Source organism: Chryseobacterium wanjuense, from assembly GCF_900111495.1.
Classification (GTDB): Bacteria; Bacteroidota; Bacteroidia; order Flavobacteriales; family Weeksellaceae; genus Chryseobacterium; species Chryseobacterium wanjuense.
Genome location: NZ_FOIU01000002.1, coordinates 715,798 through 728,709 on the forward strand (window position 1 = coordinate 715,798; position 12,912 = coordinate 728,709).

At 37.1% G+C, this 12,912-nt stretch carries 11 protein-coding genes; 6 read left to right on the forward strand and 5 right to left on the reverse strand.

The genetic code is table 11. The annotated features are described in order from the left end of the window. Positions 1-233: 233 nt before the first annotated feature. Positions 234-1,883 carry a tail fiber domain-containing protein gene (locus tag BMX24_RS15075; protein ID WP_089794119.1) on the reverse strand — a complete coding sequence of 550 codons (1,650 nt, stop codon included), beginning with the start codon at positions 1,881-1,883 and terminating at the stop codon, positions 234-236. Positions 1,884-2,286: 403 nt separating this feature from the next. Here BMX24_RS15075 and mutL point away from each other — a divergent pair, with 403 nt between their 5' ends. The 6 genes from mutL to BMX24_RS15105 all read left to right on the forward strand — a co-directional run bounded on the left by mutL (position 2,287) and on the right by BMX24_RS15105 (position 7,721). Beyond that, positions 2,287-4,074, forward strand: coding sequence for a DNA mismatch repair endonuclease MutL (gene mutL, locus BMX24_RS15080; RefSeq protein WP_089794121.1), 1,788 nt, complete (start codon positions 2,287-2,289; stop codon positions 4,072-4,074). A 5-nt stretch (positions 4,075-4,079) separates the two neighbouring features. Next, the gene (locus tag BMX24_RS15085; protein ID WP_089794123.1) at positions 4,080-4,844 is read left to right on the forward strand and encodes a rhomboid family intramembrane serine protease; all 765 of its coding nucleotides are present in this window, start codon (positions 4,080-4,082) and stop codon (positions 4,842-4,844) included. Between the two features lie 5 nt (positions 4,845-4,849). Further along, positions 4,850-5,854 carry an endonuclease/exonuclease/phosphatase family protein gene (locus BMX24_RS15090; RefSeq protein WP_089794125.1) on the forward strand — a complete coding sequence of 335 codons (1,005 nt, stop codon included), beginning with the start codon at positions 4,850-4,852 and terminating at the stop codon, positions 5,852-5,854. A gap of 73 nt (positions 5,855-5,927) precedes the next feature. Further along, positions 5,928-6,902 (forward strand): endonuclease/exonuclease/phosphatase family protein, encoded by a 975-nt coding sequence (locus tag BMX24_RS15095; protein ID WP_089794127.1) that lies wholly within the window; start codon positions 5,928-5,930, stop codon positions 6,900-6,902. 4 nt (positions 6,903-6,906) lie between these two features. Further along, positions 6,907-7,269: a hypothetical protein gene (locus BMX24_RS15100; RefSeq protein WP_089794129.1), complete on the forward strand. Its 363-nt coding sequence runs from the start codon at positions 6,907-6,909 to the stop codon at positions 7,267-7,269. Between the two features lie 41 nt (positions 7,270-7,310). Beyond that, positions 7,311-7,721, forward strand: coding sequence for a hypothetical protein (locus tag BMX24_RS15105; RefSeq protein WP_089794131.1), 411 nt, complete (start codon positions 7,311-7,313; stop codon positions 7,719-7,721). A gap of 55 nt (positions 7,722-7,776) precedes the next feature. Here the strand turns inward: BMX24_RS15105 and BMX24_RS15110 are convergent, their stop codons facing one another. The 4 genes from BMX24_RS15110 to ftsZ form a co-directional block, all read right to left on the reverse strand. Beyond that, positions 7,777-9,306: a GH3 auxin-responsive promoter family protein gene (locus BMX24_RS15110; protein ID WP_089794133.1), complete on the reverse strand. Its 1,530-nt coding sequence runs from the start codon at positions 9,304-9,306 to the stop codon at positions 7,777-7,779. 278 nt (positions 9,307-9,584) lie between these two features. Beyond that, positions 9,585-9,995 carry a BrxA/BrxB family bacilliredoxin gene (locus BMX24_RS15115; protein WP_089794135.1) on the reverse strand — a complete coding sequence of 137 codons (411 nt, stop codon included), beginning with the start codon at positions 9,993-9,995 and terminating at the stop codon, positions 9,585-9,587. 426 nt (positions 9,996-10,421) lie between these two features. Beyond that, positions 10,422-10,868 carry a GatB/YqeY domain-containing protein gene (locus tag BMX24_RS15120; protein ID WP_089794137.1) on the reverse strand — a complete coding sequence of 149 codons (447 nt, stop codon included), beginning with the start codon at positions 10,866-10,868 and terminating at the stop codon, positions 10,422-10,424. Between the two features lie 88 nt (positions 10,869-10,956). Next, positions 10,957-12,882: a cell division protein FtsZ gene (gene ftsZ / locus BMX24_RS15125; protein ID WP_089794139.1), complete on the reverse strand. Its 1,926-nt coding sequence runs from the start codon at positions 12,880-12,882 to the stop codon at positions 10,957-10,959. Positions 12,883-12,912: the final 30 nt, after the last annotated feature.

The window sequence follows — 12,912 nt, forward strand, 5'->3', positions numbered from 1 at the left end:
TGATGAGACTATCGCAAAACTTGCATAAAAGGGTGATTTAAAGTATCTGATTAAGAAGAGGGAATTATCTATGTTTTTGTGATATGCTAAAGTAGTGAATTAAACACAGTTATTTGAAATTATTTCACCAAATGTTGGATTAATGGTTAATATTTTTAATTAAATAAGATATAAAATAAAAAAAACAGCCCTTTAAAAAGAGAGAGGGCTGTCATTAGAAATAATATATAATGTTATTTGTGTAATTGTGTGCCAATCAGTTCTTCCATTTTTTTTACTCGTTCTTCTAATGATTTGGCGGTTTTTTCTTTAGCTTCAAGCTCGGCAATGCGTTTGTTTTGAGCTTCAATTAAAGTTTGCTGCTCCTGGATAGCCTTTGTAAGGACTGCCACTATCCTGGAATAATTCACAGAATTGTATTCTTCTCCGTCTTTATTGAAAGTACTTGCCACCTCAGGAATTATTTTATTCAGTTCCTGTGCGATAAAACCAACTTCTCTTTGCTTACCATATTCCTTCTGATCGATCCAGTTGTAATATACAGGGCGAAGTTTCATGACTTTACTTAAACCGTCATTCACATCAGTAACATCTTTTTTAAGACGCTGATCCGAAGGATAAATAATGATACTTCCAGCCGTATTTACCCCGATTTCCCTGTTGCTTGCTCCCGCATAGGCAGTTAACTGGATATTATTACATTGAATATTACCAGCTACATCCAGCCAGAAACCGGCAGCAGGAGTGGGAGTATTGATCCCGACCGCCTGAAGGAAATGGTGGGTTCCTCCTGATGCTACATATACCAGGTCATTGCCTGCTCCACCTGTAGCATTAGGTTCCCGTTGCTGGATATATGCCGTAAGTCCGGCATCGGTACTTGTGCTATTGTTGATAAAACCAAGATAGCCGCCGCCGCCGTTGGAATTAAGCATTACGGTATTGGTAAGTGAGGTCTGAGATAAGGCAATCCCCTCATTAATAACAGAAGTATTTACATGAAGTTTTTCCGTTGGATTATCGGTGCCAATACCAACATTACCAATATCAGTAAGTCGCATAAGTTCCTTTGGTGTACCATCTGCCCAGCTGGTATCACTAGCCCAGACAAAACCTACAGTGTTGCCATCTGAGGTATTATTGCGGTCTGCAATAAAATACATATACTCTCGTGACTCTAAATACAAATTGTTACCACTTCCACCTAAGTTTAAAGCAGAATAAATACGTTCTCCCGTATCATCAGGCCCCCATCGTAAGGAATTTCCTTGAGTAAGCTCGATATTACCTGTCTCAACATCTACTTTGGCGGTTGGCGTGTCTGTACCAATACCTACATTACCACCTAAGTGATAGATTGTGGTACTGTTATCTGCTGGATTAATAGGAAATTGATTTCCGGCTTTCAGCCAGTCATAACTTTTCGTTGGGGTAGCGCTGTGAAAGCTGACTACTTCCCAGGTTGTCCCTGCAGTATTGCCGTTATTCACTAGAAGAACGCCATCACCGGGAGCGATGCTGATAGAAGCCAGGCCTGTTGCTCCGACATCATCGATGAGTTCCGTGCCGTTGGCTGCTACCGTAAGAGTACTGGTTGTGTGTGTATTCTTGATTTCGTATAGGCGACCTTTAAAATTACCGGAACCTACTTGCGCAGCCGGGAGAGTAACGGTGCTGTTTGCGGCGCTATTGGAAACGAGGTAATAATCGTTTACAGTCATGGTATAATTACCTGTTACTGCTCTGTAAGCGGCTGCAAATGAGCCATTCACGGTAAGTTTCGAACCTGGATTGGGTGTGTCGATGCCCACATTAGACGTTTGTGCCTGAAAGTTACTGCAATATGCAGTAGCCAGAAGAAGTGGAAGAATAAATTTTCTCATGTATTATATGTATTAAAATGTGTCGGGGAAGTTTATAGAGAATCCTGAATAGCAAAGCCCTGCTTCAGGATAAGTGAATATTTGTGCATTGATGGTTGATTTAGTTTATGCTAATGTAGTTAATTGATATGATTTTGCAAAATAATTTTTATTAATATTGTATTTAAAGTTTTTTATTTTTATTAATTGTTCATTAATAGTTGATGATTTTATTCTATTAATTAATTTTTTAATAAAATTTAAGACTTGGTTAAAACGATCAATTCATTCATACAGTCTGAAACTATCCTGAAGAAAAGAAAAGTGAATTTTTTTTGCATTTGAGTAATAAATTTTCATTTATAGTTTATATTTTTATTTCCGTTTTCATTGCCTATTTTTGTAAGTTGATTTACGTTTTTTTATGTCAGATATTATTCAGCTTTTACCGGATCATGTTGCCAACCAAATTGCGGCGGGAGAAGTGGTGCAGAGACCTGCATCCATTGTGAAAGAACTTTTGGAAAATGCGATCGATGCAGAAGCGACGAAGATCGAGCTGATCATAAGAGATGCGGGAAAAAATCTGATTCAGGTCGTGGATGATGGAAAAGGAATGTCCGAAACCGATGCAAGAATGGCATTCGAAAGACATGCAACTTCCAAGATCAGAGGAACTGAAGATATCTTCAAAATTTCCACCAAAGGGTTTCGCGGTGAAGCATTGGCTTCTATTGCAGCGGTTTCCCAGGTCGAATTAAGGACAAAACAAAAAGACGCTACCATCGGAACGAATATTTACATCGAAGGCGGAGTCTTCCAGTTTCAGGATCCGATTCAGACGGCGGATGGTTCTAATTTCTTAGTTAAAAACCTGTTTTATAACGTTCCGGCGAGAAGGAAATTCCTTAAAAATAATAATATAGAATTCAGACATGTAATCGATGAATTTCAACGTGTTGCATTGGCCCATGAAAATCTGGAGTTTTCCCTGTTTCATGATGATGAAGCGGTTTTCAGATTGAGAAAAGGAAGCCAGATGCAGCGTATTGTGGATATTTTTGGAAGAAAATTACAGCCACAGTTAATTCCGATTAAAGAAGATATTATCTGGTGCAAACTTCACGGATTTGTTGCCAAACCTGAAGGAGCAAAAAAAACGAGAGGTGAACAATTCCTTTTCGTCAACGGAAGATATTTTAAAAGCCCGTACTTTAATAAAGCGGTTCAGGAAGCCTTTGAAGGGTTGCTTTTACCGGGATATATTCCGACTTTTTTCCTTTATCTGGAGTTGGATCCGGAGAAAATCGACGTGAATATTCATCCGCAGAAAACGGAAGTTAAATTTGAAGATGAACATCTGATCTTCGCGTTGCTTCGTTCAACCATTAAAAGAGCGTTGGGAATTTACAATGTTGCGCCAAGCCTTGATTTTGAAAGAGATCCGCAGCTGGACGAGATCATGCAGAAGTCTTTCCCGAGCAAGAGCAACAGCGGAGGAAGCGGAGTCATTAAAATGCCCGAAATTATCGTTGATAAAGATTACAACCCGTTTTTGGAAGAAAGGGAAGTGAAACAGGCAGAAATTCAGAATCTTGCAGAAATGTATCACCAGAATATCGCTGCAGAACCTTCAAAAATTAATCTGTTTGAAGATGAAGATTTTGATGAAGATCTGATGAGGCTGCCAAACGGATATTGGCTGTTCAACAAAGGCGACAAAACGCTGATGCTGGATTTGGGAAGAATGCACAGATTGTGGGTTTCTGAAAATACAAAACCGGTAAAAAAAGGAACAACCAATAGTCACGCGTTGCTTTTCTCCCTGGAATATCACATGAACGAAATTGAGAAAAATAAATATAAATCCATCAAAAAATACCTTCCCGAACTTGGCTTCGAAATGAGTATTGCTCATGAAAGTGTTTTGAGGATTGATGCCGTTCCGGAAGGATTGAAAGAAACGCAGGTGATGAAATTCCTTGAAAATCTTTTTGAAATCCTGGAATACAAAACGGAAGAAGAATTTTTGCAATTCTATCAAAATCAGTGGAATAAGATGCATTCTAAGTCCAGATTTGATTTTATTTATAAAAAAGATGCGGAACAATTAATTAAAGATTTCACAGCATTAGGCTTCCCGGAATTTTTACCGAACGGGAAAAGATGTTTCTTTGAAGTTCCGTTTAATGATTTTAAAAACAAATTTTAAAAAAAATGTTTAATAATTTGCCGCCACTTACAAGAAATATTATCATTATCAATATTATTGTATATATAATTACAAACTTTTTTTTGTATGCCTTGCAGAAACCCGAATTATATTATGTGTTGTCTGCTTATTATCCTTTCTCTCCTTTCTTTAAATCTTGGCAGATTATTACATCTATGTTTATGCATGCACCAATTGCTGGAGGACCGGGATTGATGCATATATTCTTTAATATGTTTATTTTATATAATTTTTCTTTCTTAGAAAATATTTTGGGAGGAAAAAGATTTTTAATCCTTTATTTTCTGAGTGGGATTGGAGCTTATATTTTATTTAATGTGTGGGAATTTATACAGGTAGAAATGTTTGCAAGGCAACTGGAAAGGCTGGGATTTAATATTTATGATTATTTTTCAGGTACAAACAAGCAACTAAAAGGATCAGCACAAGAAATTAAAAATCAACAAACTTTAATAAATAATATCATTAAAATTATTTCGAGCCCTCTTTTAGGAGCTTCAGGAGCCGTTTTTGGAGTAGTATCAACCTTTGCCACAATTTTCCCAAATGCTAGAATGGGAATTTTATTCATTCCTTTTCAAATAAAGGCTAAACATTTTTTAATTTTCAGTGTTGTTATTTCTATTTACTTTGGGTATAGTGGAAGTGATAGTGGAACAGCTCATTTTGCACATGTAGGAGGTGCTGTAGTTGGATTTATTCTAGCCAAAATATGGAAAAAACATTTAAATAGATTTAATCCACAATAGGATTTATGAAAATTCTCCGCCTCATTCTTTTAATAGCACATATAGGAATATTCTTTCTTTTAGTAGGAATGTTGCTGAACGCGTATGTTCCGCCGAAGGTTTTTCCTTGGTTTAATTTATTATCATTAGGATTTCCTTTTTTAATAATTTCCTATGTTATCCTGACAATTTTCTGGATCATAAGCTGGAAGAAAAGGGCTTTTGTTTTCTTTTTTCTCGGGCTGTTGTTTTTTAATCCGGTTTTAAGATGGGTAAATTTTTCCGGAGATAAATCTTCTGATAAACCGGATAACACCATAAAAGTGGTTTCTTTTAACGCAAGAAACGGAACATTTGGAGTGAAAGATGTTGAAGCATTTGTCAATAACCAGAATGCAGACGTCGTTCTGTTACAGGAATATGGTGGAAACAAGGAATATCATTTCGAAAACTTAAACGAAGCGCCTCAGACTCCGATCATTGCCATCTTTTCCAAGCATAAAATTATTGGTCATAAACAGTTGATAAACAGTGATTATGAATACAATAATGCCTATGCAACCCAAACGGATATTGAAATAAAAGGAAAAACATACCGCTTCATCAACTTGTATCTCCAGCCTTATAAGTTTGAGAAAAGTATGGTAAAACTGAATGGTTCCAGTGATGAGGATGAAAAAAAGGTAAAAAATATCATTAAAAGATTAATTCCGACTTTTAAAATGCATCAGGAGCAGATCGTTGAGGTACGCAAAGCAATAGACCATTCTCCGTATCCGGTCATTCTTGCCGGAGATTTCAATTCTGTGCCCAATTCCTACGAATATTATCACTTGGTGGATGGTCTGCAGGACGCCTTCGTAGAAGCCGGAAACGGAAGTGCGACCAGCTTTCACGATTATAAACTTCCCATCAGGATCGACTATATTTTTACGTCAAAATCGATATCACCGACAAGTTATAAGGTAGATCGCTCGGTGAAAATTTCAGACCATTATCCAATAATTGCTAGTTTTAATTTAAGCAAATAATCATAAAAACAGTTAAATTTTAATCGTTGGTAGGATTTTTGATAAAAATCAGGGGTACCATTAGACTGTTTTCATGAAGCTTCGCCAAATACTGCTATTTGCCCATCTTACCGTTGTCGTTTTACTCCTCTGTACTTTAGGAAATGCCTGGATACCTCCTAATTTTGTGGGAAACCTTAACCTCTTGTCATTGGGATTTCCTTATCTGATGGCCTTACATGTTTTATTTACGCTGATTTGGGTTTTTAAAAGAAAAAAAATTGCTATTGCCTTTGTTTTAGGCTCTTTTTTATTTTATAATCCTGTAAGAAGATGGATCAACTTTTCTCCAAAAACAGAAAATTTAAAATCGATACGAGATATTAAAGTATTAACTTTCAATGTTAAATACGGCGACTTTGGTTGGGAAAAAGTGAAAAAATATATTCATGATCAGGATGCAGATATTATCCTCGTTCAGGAAAGAGATACGAATCGCGCGCTGAGACAGGATCTTGTAAAATATCCTTCGGTGATTTTAAAGACAAAACACAAGATTGTAAGACAGCAGGAGCTTATTACAGACAAATCCAGAGGCAATTCTTTTTATGCAGATGTTGATATCAACGGAAAAATCATAAGAATCGTCAATGTTTATCTGGAACCTTTCAGATTACACAAATCTATGCTTCAGTTTGATGGTTTCAAGAAGGAGGGAGGAAAAATCAGTACGCTTTTGGCGCATATGATTCCGACTTTTAAAGCACATGAAGATCAGATTAAAAAAATCAGGAAAGTAATTGACCTTTCCCCTTATCCGGTGATTTTGGCTGGAGATTTTAATTCTGTTCCGAATTCTTATGAATATTACAGCCTCGGGAAAGACCTTCAGGATGCCTTTTTAGAGGCAGGAAACGGGAGTTCTTCAAGTTTCCATGACTATAAAGTCCCTTTGAGGATTGACTATATTTTCAGTTCAAAAACCATTATTCCATTAAGCTATAAAGTAGATAATTCTGTACAATTATCAGATCACTATCCTGTAATTGCAGAATTTCTATTAAATTAGTTCCATGAAAAATTTACTTTTTGCAGCCTTTAGTTTTTTGGGTTTACTCATTTCCTGTTCCAAAAAAGAACCGGCAGATTTGTACCCGACAGATAGTGCAAAAGCTAATTATGATACGGCAGCAGTGGATTCTTTTTCAGCGGGAGCGACTTCTATTGATGTGGTTCGCCAGATCAGGATGTCTTCTCAACAATATCAGGATTCTGTAAAAGAAGCAATAAAGCTTCAGGAAGAAGAGAAAAAACTGAAAGAAGAGCTTGAAAAGGAAAATAAAAAGAAGGCGGAAGAAGAGAAGAAAAAAACCGGCGAGGAGGATAAGAAAAAAAAGACTGAAACTCCCGCTGCAACCGATACAAAAACAGAATAATATTTTACCTGAAATAACGTTTAAAAAAAAATATAAACAGTATGAAAAAAAACATTTTATCAGCATTAATGATTGCCGCTTTGGTTGTATCATGTACAAAATCAACTACAAAAACAGAAAAAGTTGAAAATCCGGACGGATCTGTAACGACAACGACAACTACCGTTTCTGAAAACGGAGTAGGTGTTGACACTTCAAAAATTAACAAAACGAAAGAAGAAGTTCAAACAAAAGTAGACGAAGCCGGAAATAAAATAGACCAGGCTGCAGAGAAGGCAAAAAACCAGATTGATGCCACTGCAGACAAGACGAAAGAAGATCTTCACAAGGCAGGGCAGGACATCAAAACAGAAGCCAATAAAGTAGGCAAAGATGTAAAAGATGCCGCAGCAAAAGGAGCTTCAAAGGTAGAAGAAGGCGCGAAGAAATTGAAGGAAGATTTAAGCAAATAAAAAAAAGAACCGCAGAACTTACTGCGGTTTTTTATTTTTTATCAAAGAATTGATTTTAGTTAAATTTTAAAGATCTATTCAGCTCCAGTAAAGGATCAATATATTCTCTGTCGTTGCTCAGACGAGGTACTTTATTCTGTCCGCCGAGTTTCCCCTTAGATTCCAGCCAGTGGTAGAATAGTTTTTCTTTGGCGATGTGTACGATCGGGCGTTTCAGGGTCATATTGTTGTAGCGTTTAGCTTCGTAATCGGAATTCACGGCTTTTAAGTGCCGATCAAAAATATCGATAAAACGGTCTAGATCGTCTGGTTTTTTACAAAATTCAAAAATCCATTCATGAGCACCACCTTCATTTTCTTTCATGAAAACCGGGGCCCCTGTGAAGTCAGAAACGGATGCATTAGTCTCTTCACAAGCCTTGGAAAGGGCAGATTCTACATTGGTGATCATCAGCTCTTCTCCAAAAGCATTGATATAATGTTTCGTTCTTCCCGTAATTTTTATTCTGAAAGGATTGATCGAGGTAAAAACAACCGTATCACCGATTAAATATCTCCATAAACCGCCATTGGTAGTGATGATCATGGCATAATTTTTTCCCACTTCCACATCTTCCAGGCTCAAAACCTTCGGATTTGAAAAATGAAACTGATCCATCGGGATAAATTCGTAGAAAATACCATAATCGAGCATCAGGAGCATTTCATCACTATTCGACCTGTCCTGAATGCCGAAAAAGCCTTCAGAAGCATTGTAAATCTCATAATAATTAATGTTTTTGCCAATGATCTGCTTATACTGATCTCTGTAAGGCTTAAAACTGATGCCGCCATGAAAGAAAACCTCCAGATTGGGCCACAATTCTGAAATGTTTTTAACATCGGTTTCTTTCAAAACCCTCTGTAAAAGCACCATCATCCAGCTAGGAACACCGAGAATACTTCCCACATCTTCATTTTTAACCTCAGAAACAATGGCTTTCAGTTTACTTTCCCATTCGCCCATCAATGAAACTTTCTTGCTTGGCGTCGTGGTTATTTCTACCCAGAAAGGAAGATTATCAATCAGAATCGCAGAAAGGTCTCCAAATTTTGTATTAAAATCTGCATACAATTCCGAACTTCCGCCGAGACGTAGGTTTTTATTGGTAAATAGTTGATTTTCAGGGTGATTATTAGCGTAGATGGAAACCATGTCTTTTCCTGCTTTCATGTGGCAGTACTCAAGGCTTTCATCGGAAATAGGGATGAATTTGCTTTTGGCATTGGTAGTTCCGGAAGATTTTGCAAAATGCTTGATATATCCCGGCCAGCTCACATCTTTGTGCCCCTGTCTCGCTTTTTCAATATAAGGCTCCATATCTTCGTACGTAACGACCGGAACTTTATTTTTAAAGTCCTGATAACTTGAAATAGAGTTAAAACCGTACTTCTTGCCGTATTCTGTATCCTCGGCATGAAATAGCTGGGAAAATAATATACCTTTCTGTGTTTCAATAGGATGATTCATGAAATTCTGAATCTGATCTATCCGTTGGCGGATAAACCAATTGACCACAGTATTGAAAAGTGCTTTCGTTGCCATTTCAACAAATATAATGATATTTGGATTTTCAGAGAATTTTTTATAGTGTTAAATAAAAATTAAAACTCATTTTTTTATTGCTTTAATATCCGGATGGTTTATTTGTTGGAATTTTTCAGAATGGCCAACAGAGCCTTGTCAAGGTTTTAAACCTTGACAAGGCTTGAATTCGTGCCTAGATCCTTACAGGAAGACAAACTTTGTGAATATTTTTTCCATTATTTAAACAAAAAAACCGCTACAAAAATGTAACGGTTTGATATTTAGAATTATTGTTCTTAGCAATATTCGTCGTAAGCAGCCTGAAGGTTTGCAGCGATAGCTCCTGCAGGATTTCCTTCAATGTGATGTCTTTCAAGCATATGAACCAATTCTCCGTCTTTGAAAAGAGCCACACAAGGTGAGCTTGGAGGGAATGGCGCCAAATGTTTTCTTGCTTCTGCTACAGCTTCAGTATCGAAACCAGCGAAAACGGTTGTTAAGTGATCAGGTTTTTTATCGCCTGTCAAAGAATAAACAACTCCCGGTCTAGCCGCACCAGCAGCACATCCGCATACGGAATTGATTACCAAAAGCGTCGTTCCCGACTGTTTTAATGCTTCTTCTACCTGAGCCGGAGAAGTTAAGTCTTCGAAGCCTTTATCTGTAAGTTCAGCCTTCATAGGCATTACTAAATCTGTTGGATACATATTTTTGTTTTTTAATCAGCTACAAATTTAAGCAATTCTTTACTTTTCTTCAATATATAAAAACTATCAGTGCTTTTGGTAAATAAAATGCGTTGAATGATAATTGTTTAAGAAAATATTGATTTTAATAAATTAATTTTGTTAATATTCAATTATTTTTATTAAATTTGAAATGATTCTGAAAACAACGTACCATGAAAAAACTTTTATCCCTTTCCCTCAACCGTAGTGAAATATTCAATTCTGTCTGAGGAGAATATGGTTCAATTAAATTTACAAATAAAAATGAAGCCCGAAACGAAAGTCTCGGGCTTCTTTAATCAAATCGATATGCAAAGGTTGGATATCCTTGTTGTGGTTTGAGATACGTATTACGGGAAACGAGTTTAAACAGTCAGATAAACCCGGAACTCAAAACCCGAAATTCTATGAAAGTAGCCTTTTTGCCATCTCGGAAATGCTTTTTCCGTCGGATTTTCCGGCTAATGTTTTTGAAGCTATTCCCATTACTTTTCCTAAATCTTTCATAGATTCAGCGCTGGTTTCAGCGATAATATTTTTCATTTCCGCTTCCAGTTCTTCGGGAGAAAGCTGTTTTGGTAAGAATTGTTCAATGACTTTCATCTGAGCTTCTTCCACTTCAGCAAGGTCGTTTCTTCCCTGAGCGGCAAACTGATCGTAAGAATCCTTACGCTGTTTTACCATTCTCTGAAGAATAGCAATTTCCTGTTCAGCTGATACTTCTGCACCTTTGGCTTCGGTTTTCAGCAATAATATTTGAGATTTTACAGCACGAAGAGAATCCAAAGCAACTTTGTCTTTAGCTCTCATAGCTGTTTTTATAGCTTCGTTGATGGTATTTTCTAAACTCATGGTTTGGGCTTTAGGCTTTAGGCAATAAGCAGTAGGCTTGATTTGGCTGATAAAAGCCTATAGCTTACTGCTTATCGCTTATAGCAATTTAATCTACATCTTTATTCAAAAATCTGTTTTCTCTGATCTGCATAGAACCGTTGTTATCAGATAAATACGTGTTGATATTCTGGTCTGAAGCATTGGTTCCGTCAATAGAAATATTCTTTCTTTTGAAGGCAGGAACAGATTCAAATTCGCTTGAGCTGTCAAAGCTCTGATAACGTGAATTGAATTCTTTTAATTTATTTCTTCTTTCGATCACCCTGTCCTGATCCACTGTTTTATTCACAAACGTGAATTCTGATTCAGTGGTTTTCGGAGTTTCGATTTCCGTTTTGTTTTCAACGATCGGCTGTGTCTCAGCTTTTGGCTCTTCTTTCAAGTTTTGAAAGAAATGCTCAACTTTCTGAAGAGGTTCTTCTGTAAGCTGATTCACCGTATTGATTGAAGTAAGTTCTGCTTTTGGCTGTCCCGGATCAGACTTTGGTTCGTTATTGCTCGGTTCATTCACAAAGAAGCTGAATTCCACAGGTTTTTCCTGCGAAAATGAATTGGTAAAAGAATTCGTTTGAGGCTCTTCTTTTTTCTGTTCAAAATCAAATTTGAAAGATTCAATTTCCAGATCATTCGGATCCTCTCCTTCATCATCAAGAGAGAACAGATTGAACGACTGTTCCTGAGATTCGTCTTCATTTCTCCAGCTCTGTGCAGGGTTGTCCAGTGTATCTTCTTCTTTATCAAAGAATTTAATTTCTGTTTTTACTTCCTCCTCTTCAATAATCATTTTTTTTTCAGCAGGCGAAGAACTGAACTGTGGAGCTTCATTGTCTTCGTCATCTAATCTGAAAAGATTTTTTCCGCCAAAATCATGAGAAGGCTCTGTATGAGCTTCTCTTTCATCTCTTGTTTTGAAAGGCGATTCTTTCGGGTAATCAAAACTATCATTTAAGCTGATTTTGATTTTTTCCGTAGGACCCGAAAATTTTTTATTATCATTAGAAAAACCTGTCGCGATAACAAGAACGCTTACAGAATCTCCCAATTCTTCATCAGAACCCACCCCGAAAATAATATCGGCCGTGTTTCCTGCTTCTTTCTGGATATGGTCCATAATCACCCCGATTTCATCCATGGTAACTTCTTCCGCACCACTTCTGATCAACAACAGGACGTTTTTCGCGCCAGTGATTTTGTTATCGTTCAATAATGGGGAATCTAATGCTTTTTTCACTGCTTCTTCAGCTTTATTTTCACCTGAAGCAACACCGGTAGACATCAATGCTGTCCCGGAATTCTGAAGCACAGATTTAGCATCTCTAAAGTCAATGTTTACATCAAAGTAACCCGTAATAACTTCCGCCATTCCTTTTGCAGCGTTCGTTAAAACTTCATCGGCTTTTGAGAACCCCTGTTTAAATCCAAGGTTTCCGAATTGTTGTCTTAATTTATCATTATTAATGACAATTAATGAATCAACATTATTTCTTAATTTATCAAGACCGTTTTCAGCCTGTTCCAATCTTCTTTTCCCTTCAAAGCTGAACGGAACCGTAACGATACCTACCGTTAAAATTCCCATGTCTTTTGCTACCTTGGCAATCACGGGAGCTGCACCGGTTCCCGTACCACCACCCATTCCGGCAGTGATGAAAACCATTTTGGTATTTTGCCCCATCGCAGCTTTGATGTCTTCGATGCTTTCGATCGCAGATTTTTCTCCTACTTCAGGGTCTGCACCGGCACCAAGACCTTCAGTGATCGTTGTTCCCAACTGTACTTTGTTGGCAACAGGATTATTATCTAAAGTTTGGGCGTCTGTATTACAAATCACGAAGTCTACGCCGTGGATACCTTTTTCATACATGTGTTTCAGCGCATTGTTTCCGCCGCCGCCAACACCGATTACTTTTATTATTGATGAATTTCCTTTTGGTAAATCAAATGAAAACCCCTGAGTTCCTAAATTTTCCATAACTATACTTTTTATAATTATAATTGATCA

Coding starts and splice junctions, on each gene's coding strand:
- BMX24_RS15075 (WP_089794119.1), bottom strand. CDS start 1,883: ATGAGAAAATTTATTCTTCCACTTCTTCTGGCTACTGCATATTGCAGT.
- mutL (WP_089794121.1), top strand. CDS start 2,287: ATGTCAGATATTATTCAGCTTTTACCGGATCATGTTGCCAACCAAATT.
- BMX24_RS15085 (WP_089794123.1), top strand. CDS start 4,080: ATGTTTAATAATTTGCCGCCACTTACAAGAAATATTATCATTATCAAT.
- BMX24_RS15090 (WP_089794125.1), top strand. CDS start 4,850: ATGAAAATTCTCCGCCTCATTCTTTTAATAGCACATATAGGAATATTC.
- BMX24_RS15095 (WP_089794127.1), top strand. CDS start 5,928: ATGAAGCTTCGCCAAATACTGCTATTTGCCCATCTTACCGTTGTCGTT.
- BMX24_RS15100 (WP_089794129.1), top strand. CDS start 6,907: ATGAAAAATTTACTTTTTGCAGCCTTTAGTTTTTTGGGTTTACTCATT.
- BMX24_RS15105 (WP_089794131.1), top strand. CDS start 7,311: ATGAAAAAAAACATTTTATCAGCATTAATGATTGCCGCTTTGGTTGTA.
- BMX24_RS15110 (WP_089794133.1), bottom strand. CDS start 9,306: ATGGCAACGAAAGCACTTTTCAATACTGTGGTCAATTGGTTTATCCGC.
- BMX24_RS15115 (WP_089794135.1), bottom strand. CDS start 9,995: ATGTATCCAACAGATTTAGTAATGCCTATGAAGGCTGAACTTACAGAT.
- BMX24_RS15120 (WP_089794137.1), bottom strand. CDS start 10,868: ATGAGTTTAGAAAATACCATCAACGAAGCTATAAAAACAGCTATGAGA.
- ftsZ (WP_089794139.1), bottom strand. CDS start 12,882: ATGGAAAATTTAGGAACTCAGGGGTTTTCATTTGATTTACCAAAAGGA.